At 60.2% G+C, this 18,478-nt stretch carries 18 protein-coding genes; 5 read left to right on the forward strand and 13 right to left on the reverse strand.

Annotated elements, in window-relative coordinates:
• Positions 1-69 precede the first annotated feature (69 nt).
• The 11 genes from FW756_RS01430 to FW756_RS01480 all read right to left on the reverse strand — a co-directional run bounded on the left by FW756_RS01430 (position 70) and on the right by FW756_RS01480 (position 12,494).
• Positions 70-1,677 (reverse strand): peptide ABC transporter substrate-binding protein, encoded by a 1,608-nt coding sequence (locus FW756_RS01430; protein ID WP_446428396.1) that lies wholly within the window; start codon positions 1,675-1,677, stop codon positions 70-72.
• Positions 1,678-2,077: 400 nt separating this feature from the next.
• Positions 2,078-3,133, reverse strand: a complete 1,056-nt coding sequence (locus tag FW756_RS01435; protein WP_446428397.1) for a hypothetical protein — start codon at positions 3,131-3,133, stop codon at positions 2,078-2,080.
• Positions 3,134-3,142: 9 nt separating this feature from the next.
• Positions 3,143-4,000, reverse strand: coding sequence for an aminoglycoside phosphotransferase family protein (locus tag FW756_RS01440; protein ID WP_446428398.1), 858 nt, complete (start codon positions 3,998-4,000; stop codon positions 3,143-3,145).
• A 5-nt stretch (positions 4,001-4,005) separates the two neighbouring features.
• On the reverse strand, positions 4,006-4,761 hold the full coding sequence (locus FW756_RS01445) for a GTP pyrophosphokinase (RefSeq protein ID WP_446428399.1): 756 nt from the start codon (positions 4,759-4,761) through the stop codon (positions 4,006-4,008).
• Positions 4,762-4,875: 114 nt separating this feature from the next.
• Entirely contained in the window at positions 4,876-5,712 is an 837-nt protein-coding gene (locus tag FW756_RS01450) for an alpha/beta fold hydrolase (RefSeq protein WP_446428400.1), read from the reverse strand.
• Between the two features lie 271 nt (positions 5,713-5,983).
• Positions 5,984-7,201 carry a hypothetical protein gene (locus FW756_RS01455; RefSeq protein ID WP_446428401.1) on the reverse strand — a complete coding sequence of 406 codons (1,218 nt, stop codon included), beginning with the start codon at positions 7,199-7,201 and terminating at the stop codon, positions 5,984-5,986.
• Between the two features lie 14 nt (positions 7,202-7,215).
• A complete protein-coding gene (locus FW756_RS01460) occupies positions 7,216-7,860 on the reverse strand; it encodes a hypothetical protein (RefSeq protein ID WP_446428402.1) in 645 nt (214 codons plus the stop codon).
• On the reverse strand, positions 7,857-8,666 hold the full coding sequence (locus tag FW756_RS01465) for an ABC transporter ATP-binding protein (RefSeq protein ID WP_446428403.1): 810 nt from the start codon (positions 8,664-8,666) through the stop codon (positions 7,857-7,859). Before FW756_RS01465 ends, FW756_RS01460 begins: the two co-directional genes overlap by 4 nt.
• The gene (locus tag FW756_RS01470) at positions 8,659-9,792 is read right to left on the reverse strand and encodes a FecCD family ABC transporter permease (protein WP_446428404.1); all 1,134 of its coding nucleotides are present in this window, start codon (positions 9,790-9,792) and stop codon (positions 8,659-8,661) included. The genes FW756_RS01465 and FW756_RS01470 overlap by 8 nt, the downstream gene beginning before the upstream one ends.
• Positions 9,773-10,918 carry an ABC transporter substrate-binding protein gene (locus FW756_RS01475; protein WP_446428405.1) on the reverse strand — a complete coding sequence of 382 codons (1,146 nt, stop codon included), beginning with the start codon at positions 10,916-10,918 and terminating at the stop codon, positions 9,773-9,775. The genes FW756_RS01470 and FW756_RS01475 overlap by 20 nt, the downstream gene beginning before the upstream one ends.
• A 76-nt stretch (positions 10,919-10,994) precedes the next feature.
• Positions 10,995-12,494, reverse strand: a complete 1,500-nt coding sequence (locus FW756_RS01480; protein WP_446428406.1) for a helix-turn-helix domain-containing protein — start codon at positions 12,492-12,494, stop codon at positions 10,995-10,997.
• 115 nt (positions 12,495-12,609) lie between these two features.
• On the opposite strand from FW756_RS01480, the gene fepB reads away from it, so the two are divergent.
• From fepB to FW756_RS01505, 5 genes are read left to right on the forward strand one after another with little or no spacing between them, the layout of a single operon-like run.
• Entirely contained in the window at positions 12,610-13,608 is a 999-nt protein-coding gene (gene fepB / locus FW756_RS01485) for a Fe2+-enterobactin ABC transporter substrate-binding protein (protein WP_446428407.1), read from the forward strand.
• Between the two features lie 2 nt (positions 13,609-13,610).
• Positions 13,611-14,651 (forward strand): FecCD family ABC transporter permease, encoded by a 1,041-nt coding sequence (locus FW756_RS01490; protein WP_446428408.1) that lies wholly within the window; start codon positions 13,611-13,613, stop codon positions 14,649-14,651.
• Entirely contained in the window at positions 14,648-15,694 is a 1,047-nt protein-coding gene (locus tag FW756_RS01495; RefSeq protein ID WP_446428409.1) for a FecCD family ABC transporter permease, read from the forward strand. The genes FW756_RS01490 and FW756_RS01495 overlap by 4 nt, the downstream gene beginning before the upstream one ends.
• A 15-nt stretch (positions 15,695-15,709) precedes the next feature.
• Entirely contained in the window at positions 15,710-16,546 is an 837-nt protein-coding gene (locus FW756_RS01500; protein WP_446428410.1) for an ABC transporter ATP-binding protein, read from the forward strand.
• Between the two features lie 42 nt (positions 16,547-16,588).
• Positions 16,589-17,434, forward strand: a complete 846-nt coding sequence (locus FW756_RS01505; RefSeq protein ID WP_446428411.1) for a siderophore-interacting protein — start codon at positions 16,589-16,591, stop codon at positions 17,432-17,434.
• 123 nt (positions 17,435-17,557) lie between these two features.
• Here the strand turns inward: FW756_RS01505 and FW756_RS01510 are convergent, their stop codons facing one another.
• Together FW756_RS01510 and FW756_RS01515 are read right to left on the reverse strand one after the other, a co-directional pair.
• On the reverse strand, positions 17,558-17,788 hold the full coding sequence (locus FW756_RS01510) for a DUF4287 domain-containing protein (RefSeq protein ID WP_446428412.1): 231 nt from the start codon (positions 17,786-17,788) through the stop codon (positions 17,558-17,560).
• Positions 17,789-17,790: 2 nt separating this feature from the next.
• Positions 17,791-18,213: a VOC family protein gene (locus tag FW756_RS01515; RefSeq protein ID WP_446428413.1), complete on the reverse strand. Its 423-nt coding sequence runs from the start codon at positions 18,211-18,213 to the stop codon at positions 17,791-17,793.
• Positions 18,214-18,478 lie beyond the last annotated feature (265 nt).

An 18,478-nucleotide genomic window follows, 5' to 3' on the forward strand; every position in this document is an offset into this window, starting at 1 on the left:
CCTCGGCTGGGGCTGTTATCAGAGAGAGGCCCTGAATCCGAAGATTCAGGGCCTCTCCTTGTCTCTTAGCTACTTCTTAGTGATTTCGTAGTAGAGGGGAACCGAGTTCCAGCCGAAGTTCACGTTGTCAACCTTCTCGCTGTAACCACCGTTCACGTTCTGGTACCAGAGCGGAATCGCGGGGAGGTCCTGCAGGAGGATCTCCTGTGCCGAGTTGAAGGCCGCGTTTGCGTCTTCAACATCTGCAGCAGTCGAGCCCTTCTTCAGCAGCGCGTCGAACTCGGGGTTCGAGTAGTCGCCGTCGTTTGCACCAGCGTTGGTACCGAAGATCGGGCCGAGGAAGTTGAACAGACCGGGGTAATCTGCCTGCCAACCGGTACGGAATGCCGCGCCGATGGTGCGGTTGGTGACCTCTTCACGAAGCACGTCGAACTTGGGGTATACCTTGCCAGCTGCTTCGATACCGAGGTTGTTCTTGATGCCGTTGGTCACAGCGTCAACCCAAGCCTGGTGGTTTGCGTCGCCGTTGTATGCAATCTCAAAGGTGCCGCTCCAAGGCGAGATCTTGTCTGCCTCAGCCCAGAGCTTCTTTGCCTCTTCGGGGTTGAACTCGAGTACCTCTTCGCCTGCGAGTTCATCGTTCCAGCCATCGATGACGGGTGAAGTGAAGTCAACTGCAGGGGTACGAGTACCGTCGAAGATCTTTTCGGTGATCTGCTCGCGGTCGATAGCCATCGAGATGGCCTGGCGACGGAGCTTGCCCTCTTCACCCGAGAAGTGCTCGAGCGATGCGGGGATGGTGAAGGTCTGGTTGAGCGCAGCAGGCTGGCTCACAGCACGGTCGCCGAGATCGCTCTCGTAGTTTGCGTACTGGGTATCGGGGATCTCGTCGAGAACGTCGAGGTTACCAGCGAGCAGGTCAGCGTACGCTGCGTCGAGGGTCGAGTAGAACTTGATCGTCAGACCGTTGTTCTGGACCTCGCGGGTACCCGAGTAGTCCTCGTTCTTCACGAGCTCGATCTGCTCGTCGTGAGCCCAAGCCTTGTCAGAAGCAAGCTTGTAGGGGCCGTTGCCGATGGGAGCCTGGCCGAATGCCTCCATGTCCTCGAACGCTACGTCAGGAAGCGGCGAGAAGGCGGTGTAGCCCAGGCGGATCGGGAAGTCAGCTGCGGGCTGGTTGAGGGTCACGGTGAAGGTGGTGTCGTCAACAACCTTCAGGCCCGAGAGCTCTTCAACGTTTTCGTCCCAGCTGAAGCCTTCGATGTCTTCGAAGAAGTAGCTGTTGAGCTGAGCGTTGTCGAGTGCAGCACCGTAGTTCCACGCCTTGACAAAGTTCTCAGCCTTCACCTGAGTGCCGTCGCTGAACTTAGCGTCGGGCTTGATCTTGATGGTGAAGGTCTTCGAGTCAGTCGTCTCGATCGACTCAGCCATATCGTTCTCAGCCGCACCGGTCTCGGTGTAGTGGATGAGACCCGAGAAGATGTTATCGGCGATCTTGCCGCCGCCAACCTCGTTGATGTTGGTCGGGATCAGTGCGTTCTGGGGCTCGGTGCCGTTCGCAATGATGATACCGTCGCCAGCAGCTCCGCTGCCGCTGTTCGACGAGCAGCCCGACAGCGCAAGCGCGCCTGCTGCAGCCAGAGCGATGAAGCTCAGGCCAATTCGAGATCGCTTCACAGTCTTCTCTCTTTCTGTTTTGGATGACTATCGGCAATGTGACGAAACACCAACTGGCCAAGCCGTTGACTGTTCTCACAGGCTCACCGCTTCGATGCGGTCAATAGTCGTTGACTCCTTCATCGTATCGAATAGAAAAATTTCGACGACAGGTGAAGTTCCAAGCGTGATCGTGTCGTAACAGAAACTGTTGAATCCATGAATCTTCGGAGCGAAATTCCGTGTTTTCATGCAGAGTTATACAAAATGAGCTGCAATTCTCGAATTTTATTGGTTACGTAATTTCTCGCCCGCGAGTCTCGTTTCTTGGTCTCCCGATTGCCAAGCACGTGACACTAGAAACGACAGAAGGCCGGATCTCCTGTGAGATCCGGCCTTCTGTGCCAAGTGTTCTGTCGGGTTACGCAGCCTTCATGCTGTCTGCTGCGGCCTGCATGAGACCCCAGACGTTGTCATACAACGCCTTCGACTCTTCACAGGTGCCTTCAGGACGCAGCAACTCGAACTTGCCGTCGGCTGCCTTCGTGATGCCCCAGCCAGTGCGAAGCGCAGAGCAGCTCTCTGGGAACGATTCGACAAGGTCGGTACACATCACCAGGTTGTCACCTTCAATGTTGTACCCACACGAGGCCCCCAGGCGATCGGACAGATCAAATGTCGCGTCCCACTGTGGGACCGGAATCGGATAGGTTGCGCCGACTTCAACGGTCGGGGCGACGTCATCCTTTGGCTCCTCGACGACCTCTTCTTTGGTCTTGTCGGTGTCTGTGGTGCTCGGCGATGGCTTTGGAGCGACTGGCTCGACCTTTTCGACCGGCGCTGGTGTTGCTTCATTGCCGCCGCCACGGATTCCACCGATAAGGAACGTTGCGCCAATGATCGCGACAAGGGCGACGACACCAACAACGACCCACGGCATAAACCTTGCGCGTGCATCTTGCGGCTCATCGTCAATGACCATGGCGCTCACACCATCGGCATTGCCACCGTTGCGGGCATAACCAGGCGTGGGCGCTGCGGGCGTTGCTGCAATTCTCGGCGCAGCGGCTGGACGGGGTGCCTGTCGGGTCGCCGCCGTCGGAGTGACCAGTGGAGCTGTCGGCGCAGCTTCTGACGCTGGTACAGCAGGAGCGGGAGCAGGCACCGTCGACGCTGCCGCTGGCATAGCCGTAGTACGCGCAATCGGCGTCGTCGGCACAGCCTCGGGGGCAGGTATCGCAGCAGTGGCTGCCTCAGTCTGAGCCTGAGCAATCAGCGATGCAGCGCCACGCTTTGCGCGGCGCTTTTGCTTCGCCGGCTGATCGGTACGGGGAATATCGGGCTGCCGTTCATGCGTACGCACCGACTGTTCTTGCGAAAGTCGAGCGCGCGCCGATACCGGCTGAATAGCCTCAGTTTCGGCCTCGTTAGCGTCATCTAACAGGCCGAATAGTTCTTCGAGCGGATCCTTACTCACTCTTCAAGACTACTCATACTGCTGAATAAACGCTGACGATCTGTCTCGTAAAGACTGAAAAACAGCATCACGAATTGCTGGTTTTCGTGCATCAAATTGGGCGACACGTTCTTCATGACGCGCCATGATTCCCGAGTCGCGGAGTGCAATTGTGCCAGGGTCCCCCGCAGCAATTCCGCGCTGCCAACGCTCGCTGATGAGCTGCATCCGTGCGGTTACCGCGTCAAGGAGTTCGAGTGGATCGAGACCACCATATGAGTCGGCCACAACCGCTAACCGCCTCGAAACTTCTGTGAGGGAAATCTCTCGCATGAGTGGGACACCGCTCCAGCAGAGAAACGCGACGTCGTCAATGGGGCGCCCAGGCGCCGCCCGGTCCCAGTCGATCATGCCAACGAAAGTGTCGTCACGAACCACCCAGTTCGTCACTCCGGGATCATTGTGGCAAATGATTTCTCCGTCTTCGAGCGCTCGCTCCCCCGGCCGCCACACCTGGTGTTCTGGTCGAAAGTCTGCGACTGCTTCGTGAAACGAACGCAGCCAGGCCGCGGCTTCGCCAAGCACCCTGTCAGAAACGGGCTCGCCTTCTGGATCAATCGATTCGCCCTGAAGAAACTCAAGAACCTCGCACCCCTCGGCGTCGATGCCGTACAGTTTCGGAACTCCCCCGACGCTGCGGGCGTGCAAATGTTCCAGCAGCTCATGCACTGCAGGAGTCCACGCACCCGTTGGCCGATGCACTCGCACCTCACCGGTTTCAGAGGTCTTTTTCCAGACACCGCCTGATCCGCCTGGAAGATGCACACCGATGTTCTCATCTGTCGCGCCGGATACAACCGGTGCTGGTGTTTCAGATACTGCAGTCATAGTGCTTACGCCAGGTACTCTCGCTGGTCAGGATCCGGAATACGAATGGGGGTGGTTTCTGTTGGAACGCCATGCAGCGAGGTGTGTAGCCGCTCCATCCGTTCGTCAAGCTCAGATGCTGTCACAGCCGCACTGCGCAGCTCATCGATAAGGCTGTCTGGAACGTGGCGATCGTATTTGTAGTAAATCTTATGTTCGAGACTTGCCCAGAAATCCATCGCGATCGTTCGGAACTGCACCTCCACAGGCACGTCAACGCGACCACTTGAGAGAAACACTGGCACCGAGATGATCGCGTGCAGACTCTTATACCCGTTGGGCTTGGGATCAACAATGTAGTCCTCGACTTCGAGCACCGTCACGTCGTCCTGTTGCGTGAACAAGTTAAAGAGCTTGTACACATCACGTCTGAAAGCGCACGTCACACGCACACCTGCGATGTCTCGCACTTCACGCCGAATCGAGTCGATGTCAGGGCTAATGCCACGACGCTCAACCTTTGCGAGCAGACTATCGATGCTTTTTACACGACTCGAAACATGCTCGATGGGGTGGTACTCGTGCATGTGCAGAAATTCTTCCCGCAAGATATCGAGCTTTGTCTCAACCTCTTGCAGGGCAAAGCGATACTCAAGATGGAACTTCTGAAAGCGATCACCAAGATTTCGCAGCTCACTCGGCGAGATCGAAATCTCGTCACCGACCAGGTCGGAGGAAAGCGCGAGCTTTCCGTTACCGTCGTTGGGCGCGTGTTCGTTCATGTTGTCAGGCTACAACCGAGCCCTGACATCGCAACGTGAAGTTACGAAGAATTAGCTGCGAGCGAAAAGAACATCCATACGCAGAGTGTCAGACCGCGTAGTTGGGCAGCTCTCTCACAGCAAGAAGCGGGTGAGCGAAGCAATCACCGCGTCTGGCTGCTCAGAATGCACCCAGTGGCCCGCGTCGCGAACCGTCACGCGCAGCACACGCGGGAAGAACTCGCGCATCGCGGGCAGATCTTCATCGGTGACGTAGCTGGACTTCTCACCACGCATCCACAGCACGGGACCACGGAACTGGCGCCCCGACATATCTGGGAAGTCCATAATGGTCGGCAGTTCACGACTCAACAGCTCAAGATTGGGCTGCCACGCAAAGCCGTCATCCGTGCGCTTGAGGTTCTGCAGCAGGAATGAGCGCACCGAGGCAGACTCGATCGATTCTTCAAGCATCTGTTCTGCGTGACGGCGGTCAGGCAGCGTTGCGAGGTCGATCTTCAGGAGCGAATCAAAGAGGTGGCGGAAGTTGCCGCGATCCGCGCCCCGCCCAACCGGCGAAATATCGATGATGACCAGGCGTCGAATGAGTTCCGGGTGGCGAAGCGCAAGCACCATCGCCACCTTGCCGCCCATCGAATGGCCAATGAGATCGACTGGCCCCTCACCAGGGAAGGTCTCGAGGATATGCGCAGCGACGAGGTCGGCCATCTCTTCGAAGACGAAGTGCTCGGTCCAGCCGGAAGCGCCGTGATTCGGCAGGTCAATAAGCAGGCTGTCTGCCTGCGGAGCAAGTGCCTGTGCGACCTTCGTGAAGTTCTTGCCGCGGCCGAAGAGCCCGTGCAGGAAGACGATGCGATGGCGCTGTCCACCCGGCGAGTCAGTGGCAGACGAGGAGTCCTGATCGCCAGAGATGAGGGTGGAACGAATGGGGCCTGAGAGCTTCTCGATCACCGTTCCACGCTACCCGGTGATCCTGAAAAAGATAAATGCTGGACATCTCGATTTTTCAACAATCAGCCAAGCAACGGCATGGGCATCAGCTGCGAAGGTGAACCTACGGATAACTCTGCATCAGCGCGAGATTCTCGCGCAACGCACGCGTACAAGACGCAACATAGGATTCACCTTCGCAAAAGGTCGTGGCTCCCCAGCCATGACCCGGAGCCGAAACGGCCCCACCCGCAGATAAGCATACGACATCTGTCAGCGAGCTGGCATCGCGCTACGCTTCGAGGTCGTATACCTCTTCAGGTAGACCTCCCAGAATCCTGTCGCGCATCTCACGTTTCAAGACTTCGAGTCGCGCGAGTTCTGCCTCGCCCTTGCCTGGTCGGGCAGTGAGTTCGATGAACTCAGGCACGACGATGTCGCGATCTCGAATCACGCTTGTGACGGTGACGTCGCCAACGCTGAACTCAAACACGTATCGTTGCAACGTTGTTCCGCGTTCTGGGCGTGCGAGTTCCGGCACAATCTCATACCGCTCCCCCGTCACCGCGCGCGTCATGAGCTCGAATGCGTCACGTGCTCCGGGGCCGCCGAACGGGGTACGGATCCGCAGCTCCCGCCGATCCACGCGACCGGATTCGAGGCGAGCTTCAAGCGCGGGAATTGCGCGTCCAAGCGCAGCAAACGCGTGCGCGACGCCGCCTGGGAACTCTGGCCCGTGGTAACGCATGCAATCGGCAAACGTGAAGGAGTGCGCAACGCCGTTTTCCCAGAAGGTGACACTGCGGTCAGCGTCACTCGGTGCTGCATCACTCTCTGCTTCAGCTGCCAGCCATGCCAACGAGCGGTACAGCAGCTGCGTCGCACCTGGCATAAAGCCTGAGCCGTGGTGATACACCGGGTCCATAGTGCTCACCAGCACGCGCGCACCTTCGGCAGGTTCCCACACCGCAAGGATCGAGCCATCAAGATTGCCGTCTGCGTGGTCGAGATCGACGAGGCTCGTGGCATCATGTGGCAACTCAAGAACGCCATGTGAATGCCAGATCACTGATCGATCTGAGAAGTAGCGCTGCGCAGGATGGTCGAGCGCAACACGACGTTTGCAGTGTGGCTCCCCAGTCCGCCACCACCAAAATATGGTCGGGCGCTCGTGTTCGACAAACTGCGGGAACCACGTGTCGACCCGGTTCTCACCGAGCACGACGCCTGGCACCCCAGCGCCGAACCGCGAGAGGAGCTCAGGGCCGACTACACGCAACAGGTCATGCCGCAAGCGGTCGCTCACAAGAATCGCGTCAACCTCAGCCAACGCCGCGAGGGCGCTTGTTCCCGCCTTGAGCTTTCGGGCCTGCAACAGCTCGTCACGAAGCTCGAACGCCAGATCTCGAATGTGTACCGGAACGAGGTTGTAGATACCGAGCGCAGGATCGGCGATCGTTGCGAGCTGTGCGTGCGATCCGCAGTGGACAAAGGCGATACGCCGGGTCATGCTGTGTCTGCTTTCTACTCGTCTTCAGCGCGGAGCCATGCGGCAAGCTGCGCACCCATGTGAGCTGTGCCGCGATCCGCCGAAATGAAGTGGGTGAGATCGTTGCCGCAGTGCACGAGCACGCGGCCGTTGCCCAGCGGGTATTCATAATCGATGGGGGCAAGCAGATCACCGAGGCCGTGGATCACGGTTGCCTCGTCTGGCAGCCAGGCCGGATACCCGCGTCCGTAGAAACCGGCCACACCGATCTCGCGGAGTCGTTCAAGCGTCTGTGGTCCAGATTCTCCAGTGCTGAAGAGGAAGAGGTCGGGGTCAGCGCCCGCCCACACCGGGTGATCGTGCAGTCTGGTGAGACGCAGATCACGAGGTCCCGAAAAGGCAAGTTTGCGCCACGGGGCCAGCCCGCTCAAGAATGGTCGCTGGACGTGACCATTCACGAGCACGCGCCCACCGCCAGCAACAAAGGCGTCGAGCAGGGGCTGCTGTTCGGCAAGAAACACCTGGTCTGCGTCACCCGAGATCATCATTCCTGTGACCTGGCTGAGATCTGTCTCTGGCAGTCGGTAGACATCGAGCAAGACCGGCTGCGTTTCCCCGGTCACCGCCGACGCCGCGGCGGCAAGTTCAGGGGTCTCTTGCATGACTGCACGAATAATCACACTCGCACTCCGTCTTCTGTGTGCGCGGATCGAGCCGCATCAGACCAGGCAGCTGGCACCGCCGGGCCGAAATCTGGAACGATGAGACGCCGCAGCGCGCTGGGCGTAGTCACGTCGGTGGTCTGCATGCCGAGCCCATAGAGCTCAGAAAGCAGCTCCTCGGTGAGTAGCTCGCCTGTCGGCCCGACTCGAACGTCGTCAGGGCCAACGATGAGAAGCGAGCGCTCAGCAATGTGGAACGCATGATCGGGATGGTGTGTGGTCATAACAATGGCCATGCCCTCATCAGCAAGCGAGCGGAGCACGCGAAGCACGCGCGCCTGATTGCGCAGATCAAGCGCAGACGCGGGCTCGTCAAGCACCATGCTGTTGCACTCCGACGCAAGCGCACGTGCGATCAACACGAGCTGCCGTTCGCCGCCGCTCAGGCGTGGGTAGCTGCGATCCGCGAGGTGCGAGATACCAATACGCTCAAGCGCTGCATCTGCAATTTCCCGGTCCCGCTTACCCGGCATCGACATTGCGCGCACATGGCGGGCGCGCCCCATGAGCGCCACCTCACGCACCGGGAATGCGAATGCACTGGCATGGCTCTGCGGCACAAAGCCGACATGCCCCACGCGCTCGACCTCGCCTGAGGCTGGGATCCGCAACCCAGCGAGTGTGGAAACGAGCGTTGTCTTGCCGCGTGCGTTCGGGCCGAGCACCGCAAGGATTTCACCGGCTGGGATGGTGACGTTGACGTCACGGAACGTCCAGTCTGCAGCGCGCCCGTACTTGTGTCCGAGCCCGGTTGCCCTAATCATTTCCGCCCCACATTCGCTTTCCATTTTTGATCAGGAGGCCCACGAAGAACGGAGCCCCAATGATGGCCGTGAGAATGCCGATCGGAATCTCGGCCGTAGTAATCGTGCGCGAAAGCGTGTCGATCAGCACGAGGTAGCTCGCGCCGAGCAGCGCACTCGCTGGCAGCACATATCGGTTGTCAACGCCAATCAGCATGCGGACGAGGTGCGGCACCACGAGGCCGACCCAACCAATCACGCCCGTCACCGCCACAGCACCCGCGGTGATGAGCGCAACCGCGATGAGCAGCGCCATGCGAGTGCGAGCTGGATCCGCGCCTAGCGCCTTTGCGTCCTCATCGCCCATCGAGAGCAGATTCACGCGCCAGCGCAACGCAACAATCACCGCACCTGCGATCACAATCGGGAAGGCAGCGAGGAGGAGCTTCGCGTAGCTCGCCGTCGCGAGCGACCCCATGAGCCAAAACACAATCGACGGCAGCTCACCGTTCGGGTCAGCCACGTATGTGAGCATCGACACAAACGCATTAAACATCGCGCCAATGACAGTGCCAGCAAGAATCACCATCAACAGTGGCGACCCGGGTGTCACGCGAGCGATCAGCAACACGAGCACGAGTGCCAGGAGGCCTCCGGCAAATGCACCACCAACGAGGAATGCCCCGCCCAAGCCAGCGAGAATCATGAGCACTCCGCCGAGTGAAGCGCCTGAGGAAACCCCAAGTACCTGCGCGCTCGCGAGCGGGTTACGGAACACCGCCTGCATCGCAGCGCCACTGAGGGCGAGGCCAGCGCCAACGAGCGCACCCAGCAACACGCGTGGCAAACGCACGTCGAGGACGACGGTTCCCTGCTGGTCAGTCCAGGTCTGGTCGATTGGGAGGAAGCTACCGAGCAGAATCTGCGCGGTGTCAGTCACAGGAACCGCAAATCGGCCAACCGAGAGCGAAATGAGTACCGAAGCGACGAGGAGCACCGTCAGTGCTGTAATGACGGTGCCTGGTCGGATCGCGCGGCGGGCAGTCTGCGTTGGTGTCGCAGCGGATCCGCTGGCCGCGACAGCGGTGGCGCCGATCGAATCGGCACCACCCGTCACACCTACAGAGTTAGCGGCGGAACTGGTCATAGTTTGCGCCAGACACGTTGTCTTCGAAGCGCAGAACGCCGTCGAGCTCGTCCTCAGAGAGGTCGTACGCAAAGAGGTCATCGAACGCGTCGATGGTGTCTTCGCGGAGATCAACGTTTCCTGCCTCAGGGTAGAGCAGGTGGAACATCCACTCCCACATCAGCGGCGACTCCGAGCCGGGCACCTGCCAGCGGTACCCGCCAAGCGGGGTCTTGTACACGCGGCCATCCTTGACCGCCTGGACAGATGCGAGGCGAGAGTCCGACATGATCTGCTCAGGGGTCGACTCATCGAATGCGCTGAGGAAGATCACCTCGGGGTTCCACTCGAGGATCTGCTCAGGGCTTACCTGGCCAGTGTCTGAGACAAAGTCCTGCGAAACCAGGTCTGCGCCGACGAGGTCAAACTGGAAACCGTCGTAACCGCTGCCGGTGGTCGCGGAGTAGCTGTCTGCAGCGGCAGACAGCATGATCGCGCGCGGGCGTTCAGTCTTCTGTGCGGCAACCTGCTTCTGCATCTCAGCGATCTGCTCATGCTGCCAAGCAACGAGTTCTTCGCCGCGCTCAGGCTTGCCTGCGATTTCCGAGAACAGCGTGAGCCAGGCCTCGAGGTCTTCCTGCGTGCCGTACTTCAAGCCAACGACCGGGATACCTGCATTTTCAATCGGGGCAATGACATCGTCGCCACGGTCGCCCCACTGCACAACAACATCAGGCTCAAGCGTAAGCAGCGTCTCGACGTTCGGCACGAAATCTGCGCCAGCAACCGTTGTTGTTGTCGACGACTCGGGGAACATTGTTGCGAACATGCCACCCTTGTTCGCCTGCAGTGTCGACTCATTAATACCAACGATGCGATCGTATGACCGGTCCACAGCTGCGAAAATCGACGGCGCTGGCATGACGGTGAATGCCACCTTTTCGACGTTCGTAGGCAGCTCGACGGTTTCCCCTCGCTGGTCGGTAATCACGATGCTGCTCGCATCAGACTTCGGCTTCGCCTCACTCGCAGATTCTGAGGTGCAGCCAGTGAGCAACAGCGTGACGGCACTCACGGTAGCGAGCGCGCCAATTCCAGTGCGGCGGAGCTTGGCAGAGAACGAGTGGGTTCTGGGCAGGGAGGACATTCGGGCCTTTCAGTGGCGAAATGGGAACGTCGCAACCATATCTGATCTAACTTAGGTTTGCCTAACTAACATCAGATTAGCTAGCATGCAGCGCACCATAACCACCAACACCAACAACCGGCCGCTCTAGCGTTCGCTGCCCCCACGCAGCTCGCGCGAATCGCAGGTCTTGCACATGAAGCTCCGCAGGCGGGGCGCCATGCACTGCTCGAAACGCGCGCGTGAAAGCTGGCAGGTGCGCATACCCCACCTCACGCGACACCTCAGATGGCTTCGCTCCCGACCCAAGCATGTGACGAGCGCCCGTCATGCGAAGCAGGCGACGCAACACCGCGAGCGAGACTCCAGCACGCTGGTTCATTGCGCGCTGCAGCATGCGCTCATCCATCCCCAACTGGCGCGACAATTCCGCATTCGAGAGATGCGGCGAGCGCGCACTCATGCTTGCAAATTTCGCAAGCACTGCATCTCCCGCCGACACCTCGGCATAAGTTGCACGGGTGAGCACTTCTTGAAATCCGGCACCCGAATCTTGACCGACCGCACCGATGGCGGTGTATGCGGCAAGCATCATCGACAGCAACCGCACATCGGTAATCGCACCGAGATGAGCTGGGCACAGCGGCGCTCCAACCCCACCCTCCGCGCCAGACAAAAAGCCAATAGGAAGCAGGACTGACCCAGCTGGAATTTCCAAGGAATTTGGCGTCCCAGCCGGGATGACAATAGCCTCACCCTCCGCCATATCCACGACACGATCGCGCAGCACCAGCCGCGATCCACCCACTGCCGCCCACACCGCAACGTGCGCACCATTTGCCCGTACCCACGTCCCGCTCGAGTTCACGTACACATCGCGCGGAATCACGATTCGCGCTTCAAAAGCGTCACCTTCGCCAATCTGGATCCGCTCGCGCCACTGGCCAGGCGTCACGCCAACCTCACGACTGAACGCGCGAATGAATCCACCCAGGCTCTGATACCCCACCTTGTGCGCAACCCACTCAAGAGACCGTCCCTGCGCGATGAGCTTGGCGGCACTCACTACCCGACAGCGCCGCAACCACCCAGTGAGCGTCAGCCCGGTCTCGGCGAGGAAGTTTCGCTGCACTGTTCGCTGGCTCCATCCGAGCGCGGATCGCTCAAGCCACTGCGCAACATCCATCTCGGGCTGCTGCGCAAGCACCTCAGCACACGCTCGCAGGTCCCTCGATGCGGGCCACACAAGCTCTGGCACGGCCGGGCCACCGAGGCCGTGCACCTCCACCGGGAACGGCGCGCCATCAAGGTAGCCAAGGGATCCGCCAAACGCTTGCGCAAGGTCTGGAAGCAAGCGGTCCTCCACGGCAACTCTGGCGCCAGACACCACCCCAACCCCGGTGGCAGGAACTGGCAGCACAACGTCGCCATCTTCGACCCAGATGGCAAGGAGTTCACCAGCAGCTATCCAGATTCCTTGCCCGGTTTCAACGACAACTTCCCCAGCAGTCGTGCGGAATCGCGCGCTTCCAGCCAGCACGGCAAAAAGAACTGATTCACGTATTCGAACGGAATCTCCCTGCGGGGCGGGTAACACGATGTCGTTTCCTATCAACAGATCTAGGTTAGGTAAGGCTAACTTTGATGGTATCGCGGGCCACACAACCGCGCACAATTACGAACTGTTATTTCCCTGAAAGGCTGCACTCCGCATGGCCAGAAGACTGCCCACTATTCTCGCTGCGATGGGAGCCGTACTGCTCCTCGCTGGTTGTTCGGGCGCCCCGACTGATACTTCCGACACGGCGTCTTCTGCGGGTGCTGCGAGCGGTGAATGGCCGCGAACGATCGAGCACGCTGCGGGAAGCACGACCATTGACGAAGCTCCGCTGCGCATCGTGTCGACCTCGCCGTCGCTCACGGGTAGCCTCCTCGCGATTGACGCACCGCTCGTTGCGACGGGCGCTGCAACGGTCACACCACTCACTGATGACAAGGGCTTCTTCACCCAGTGGGCAGATGTCGCTGATGAGCGCGGTGTCGAGGTCGCCTACGCAAACCTCACGCTCGACATCGACGCGATCGATCAGTTCGAACCAGATCTCATCATTGGATCGGCAAACGGTGGCGACGCCACAAGCGATGCCTACGAACAGCTCTCAGAGATCGCCCCCACCGTGCTGCTCGACTACAGTGGCGTCACCTGGCAGGACCTCACGACCGAGCTCGGTGAGATCACCGGTCTTGAGGCAAATGCGACCAAGCGACTGGCTGAGTATGACAGCTGGGTCGCTGGTGAGGCAGCAAAGATCAAGCTCCCCGAACAGCCGGCGACTGCGCTCGTGTACATGGGCGCAGAGGGCGCCTGGACGTTCATGCCAGAAAGCCCCCAGGCACAGCTCCTCTCTTCACTGGGATTCACATACGAACGGGCGAATGAGAAGTTCGCATCTGCTGGCCAGGATGGCCGAGATGTTGACGTATTCTCGAGCGAAAACATGGCAGCCGGCCTCGAGCAGGCGCAGACCATCTTCTTGGTTGCTATGGGTGGCGGCGACCCCGTCGCTGACTTCACTGGCGAACCGTTGCTCGCAAACCAGCCGGCTGTCGCACAGGATCGTGTCTTCAGCCTCGGCTCGCAGTCATTCCGTCTCGACTACTACAGCGCAAAGCAGACCGTCGAACTCGTCGTCGACACCTTCGCGAAGTAGGAATGAAGCCTTCAACCGCGACCGCTCCCGTCGGGCAGACATTCACTGCCCGACGGGCTTCGGCCGTGTTCGCTCTCACGCTCGCGCTGCTCGTCGTTGCCGCGATCGTCGGCATTGGTGTGGGGTCGCACCCACTCCCTGCCAACACCGTGCTGTCAGCTCTCGTCTCGTATGATCCGAACAGCAACGAGCACCTCATCGTCGTGCAGTCGCGTCTGCCACGGATCCTCATGGGTGTCGTCGTCGGTGCCGCGCTCGGTCTCGCGGGTGTACTCATGCAGTCAGTCACGCGAAATCCCCTTGCTGACCCAGGTGTGCTCGGCATTAACGCGGGGGCGTCACTCACTGTCGTCATCGCGATCAGTGTCTTCGGCGTGACCGCTCCCTCGGGGTATCTGTGGTTCGCATTCCTTGGCGCCGCCCTCGCAGCCGTCGTTGTGTACGCCCTCGGATCCGCACGCGGAAGCGCCGCGACCCCGGTTCGCATTGCACTTGCCGGAACGGCAGTCAGCATCGTGATCGGTTCGCTCACCCAGGTCGTCATACTCAGCGACGAAGCAGCATTCAATGCTTTCCGGTTCTGGGCGGTCGGATCCCTCCAAGGTCGCGGCTTTGACGTCCTCGCTACCGTGCTGCCGTTCATCGTTGTCGCAATTGCGTGCACGATGTTGCTCGCCGCTCCACTCAATGCCATCGCGCTTGGCGATGATGTGGCAGCGTCCCTCGGCACTCGGGTTGCAGTGACGCGGATCGCAGCAGCCATCGCAGTGGTCATTCTCGCTGGCGCAGCTACCGCAGCAGCCGGGCCCATCGGATTCATCGGCCTCGGAGCAGCCCACATTGCTCGATTCGCGACGGGGAATGAGCACCGCCTACTGCTCCCGCTCGCGACCCTCGTCGGGGCGACACTCCTCGTCGTCGCCGACACACTCGGTCGCTGGCTCGTCTCCCCCGCCGAGCTACAGACCGGAATCGCCGCCGCGCTGTTTGGCGGCCCGGTATTCATCGCGCTCGTTCGTTCTCGAAAGGTGTCAGCACTGTGACCGCGAACACCGCAATGATCCCCATCACCGGGTCGTTCTTCCGTCGCAATGGATATTCCATTCGCATGCACCCGCGCACGGTCTGTGTGGGTGCTTTCGCACTCGCCATACTCTTCGCGCTCATTGCGGCGACGCTCATCATCGGCACCAAGCCGCTCTCTGCTGGTGAACTTGCGACACTCTTCTCTGGTGAGGCAAAGCCCTCGCTCACGCGTTCCGTTTTTGGCCGCCGGCTTCCACGAGTGATCACCGCGGCGGCGGTCGGTGCGCTGCTGGGTATGAGCGGAGCGACATTCCAGTCCATCTCGAAAAACGCGCTCGGCTCACCCGACATCATCGGCTTCACCGCTGGCGCAGCTACCGCAGCGGTCTTCCAGATTGTCGTACTCCGCGGGGGTCTACTCGCGACCGCAGTCGCATCGGTACTCGGTGGAATTGTGACCGCCCTCATCGTCTACTTCCTGTCTCGGCGTAACGGCGTCACCGGCGGCTACAGACTCGTGCTCGTCGGAATCGGTGTTGGCGCCGTTGTCAGCGCCATCTCGTCACTCCTCATTGCCCGCGCTGACATCAGCGACGCAACCCTCGCGCAGCTCTGGGGTGCCGGTTCACTCATCGGACGCGGCTGGCCGCACGCCATCGTCACGGTGCTCGCCGTGTGTGCATGCCTCCCGCTGCTCAGCGTGTGCGCCCGCGGACTCACGCTCATTGAGATGGGCGATGACGCCGCAGCAGGACTCGGCCTGCGTGTCGAACGAACGCGCTTCATTGCCATGCTCATCGCGGTCATCGCTGCTGCACTGGCGACCGCGGCGGCCGGACCAATCGCATTTATTGCGTTCGCTGCGGGGCAGATCGCACGCAGATTGGTCAACGCACCCGGCGTCTTCATCGGCCTCTCGGCGCTGATCGGTTCGCTGTTGCTTGTCGCAGCGGATCTTCTCACGCAGAACCTCAACCTCGGCATGCGCACACCGGTCGGTCTGGTCACCAGCGTGCTCGGTGGCCTCTACCTGCTCTGGCTACTCGCCCGCCGCATCTAACCCAGAAACACGCTTATGAATGCTCTCGATTCCGTCGCGCTCGCTGCCGACTCACTCTCGCTCGGCTACGCTGGCCAACCCATCATTGTTGACCTTGACGTTACAATTCCCGACCAGAGTTTCACGGTCATCATCGGTTCCAATGGGTGTGGGAAGTCGACGCTGCTGAGGTCTCTCGCCCGAATGATCCGCCCCTTTCAGGGCCAGGTGTCATTGCACGGTGAAGATATTGCGTCTGTACGCCCAAAAGAACTTGCTCGTCGTATCGGGATGCTCACCCAGTCGCCAACGACCCCGGCTGGGCTCACCGTTGGCGACCTGGTCGCCCGTGGACGAAACCCACACCAAACGCTGCTTCGCCAGTGGAGTGTTTCCGATGAGGAAGCTGTCACCGCCGCGCTGGCAGAGGTCAACATGCTCGAATACGCCCATCGACTCGTCGACGAGCTCAGTGGCGGGCAAAAGCAGCGGGCATGGATCGCCATGGCGCTTGCCCAGGACACCCCGGTACTCCTGCTTGACGAGCCAACGACCTACCTCGATATTGCACACCAGCTCGACGTGTTGGACCTCTGTTCGCAACTGCACGCTGGCGGGCGCACGCTCGTCGCTGTACTTCACGATCTCAATCTCGCCGCACGGTATGCCACACACGTGATCGCCATGCGCGATGGGCGGATCGTCGCAACTGGGTCGCCGGAGGACACCATTACGCCGGAACTCCTGCGCGAGGTCTTTGACCTTGAAGCCCGAGTAATTCCCGATCCCGAGACCGGCAGACCACTCGTCATTCCCCGTGATCGACGTTCTCACGCGGTCACAACGGGTGCGGTCAGCGGCGCAGCCTGCTGACCACCCTCACGTATTTCACACCCCACATATCAGGAGCATGCAATGAAACCCACCGCACCACTGCAGAAGTCATCAGCTATCCAGTCAGACGATCACAACCGCGGACTGCAGCTCGACACCGCGACGGTCCGAGCAATCATCAACGTTAGCCCGCAGCTGGCACGTGTCGTGCTTGCAGTGCCAAACTTCGATGCTGAACCGCTCTGGCAGCGACCGAATGCTGCCCTCCGTTTCTACTTCGACGAACGCTTCGACTCAGAAACCAGGGTGTACACGGTCCGCTCGTTCAACACCGCGGACGGCACGGTTGACGTTGATGTTGTGCGTCATGGCAGCGCAAGCCCGATGATGCGGTGGCTCGACAGCCTCAACGTCGGCGACACCGTTGAATTTGGTGGCCCACGCCCCCACTTCGTCTTCCCAGATGCGCCAGGGAGCGAACTCGCGATCTTTGCCGACGCAACCTCGCTTCCCGCCTTGTACGCGATTCTTGCTGCGAAGCAAGACGAGGAGAACGCCATACCGCTGCGAGGCCAGGGTTGGGTCGCTACAGACGATGAAGTGGCGTTTGCCGAGCTCCCTCAGGTGCCTGGAATCACGCTCACCCGAGTCGCCCCAGGGAACGGATTCACCGCTCACTTTGGCAGCATTTCTGAAGCCGAACCAGTCGCGGTCTGGGCCGCGGGCGAACGAGATGAAATGAAGGCCATCCGGTCACACTTCAGAAAGGACCGTGGCCTCGCAAAGAGTGACGTCGCAGTCTTTGGCTACTGGAAGCGTGGCACGACAAATACTCAGATCGATGAATACCGCCTTGCCGCCTACGAGGAAACCCTCGCGGCAGGAGGCAGCGTCGGCGACCTCGACGATCTCGCTCTCGCGATCTAATTGGTCGACTGCCGTCGTTGAGTGCGGCAACCTGCAAGATCGACCGTCGGCGAGAACGACCGACTGCACTCACGACGGTCGGTGAGTGTGGCTGGGTATAGATACCCAGCCACACTCATTTCGTCACTCGCCAGCACCACCGTGCTCTGCACGAAATACGTGGACGACAGCATTTGCGTGTCCGTGCCCCATGCCCTGGGCCTTCAGCGCAGCGACCTGTTCCATGTGTTTCTCGCCCGTGTGGGGAACGAGAAACGCAAACCACTCAGACATTGGCTTCCCGTACTTCGCTTCAATAGACGGGAAATACGACTTCGGTCCCTTTTGCGCCGCGGCGGTGTCGTTCGCTGCCACGGTTATGCCTCATCGCATGAGAACGACCACATGACGCCGTAGCGGTCGAAGACCTGACCGAACCAGCCGCCCCACGGGGCCTTCTCAAACGGCATGCCAGCTTCGCCGCCTCCCTCGAGCAACGCCGCAATGAATGAGCGAGCCTCATCTGGCGTGTCTGTCGTATACAGCATTGAATATGCGGTGCCGCGTACTGGGTACTCAGTCCCGGGGTCCATTGAGTCACCGCCTGCGATCACCCCTCCTGGCATGGTGAGTGTCGCGTGCGCAACAGCGTCTGCTGGTGGCTCGAAGGGCATGCCCTCAAGCTGCATATCGCCGTAGCGAAGAATGTTGAGCTCGCCGCCAAAGACGTCGTGCCAGTGCTGCATTGCCTCACCGGTCACACCATCGAGCGAAATATAGGTTGCAATTGAGTGCGCCATGACGTCTCCTTCGACGTAGTGTTGTGGCTGCGCTGAGCCGTGTGGAAACAGTATGCAGCAACCTGCTGAACGACACACAGCTTTTGTGGCCTGGTTGCCTGGTCGGGTGGTGGGCGGTTGGTTGGTCGACGGTTCTCAGGAGTCAACTAGTCGCCAAAGCATTGGCACCAGCGCGAGATTGGGCCTTGTCTGCGAAAACCTGCGTTACATGCGCAAGAAAGGGGCCGCTTCGGGAGAAACGGCCCCTTTCGAGGGGTTCAGGCCA

It is taken from the genome of Leucobacter sp. 1207-22 (assembly GCF_052850455.1).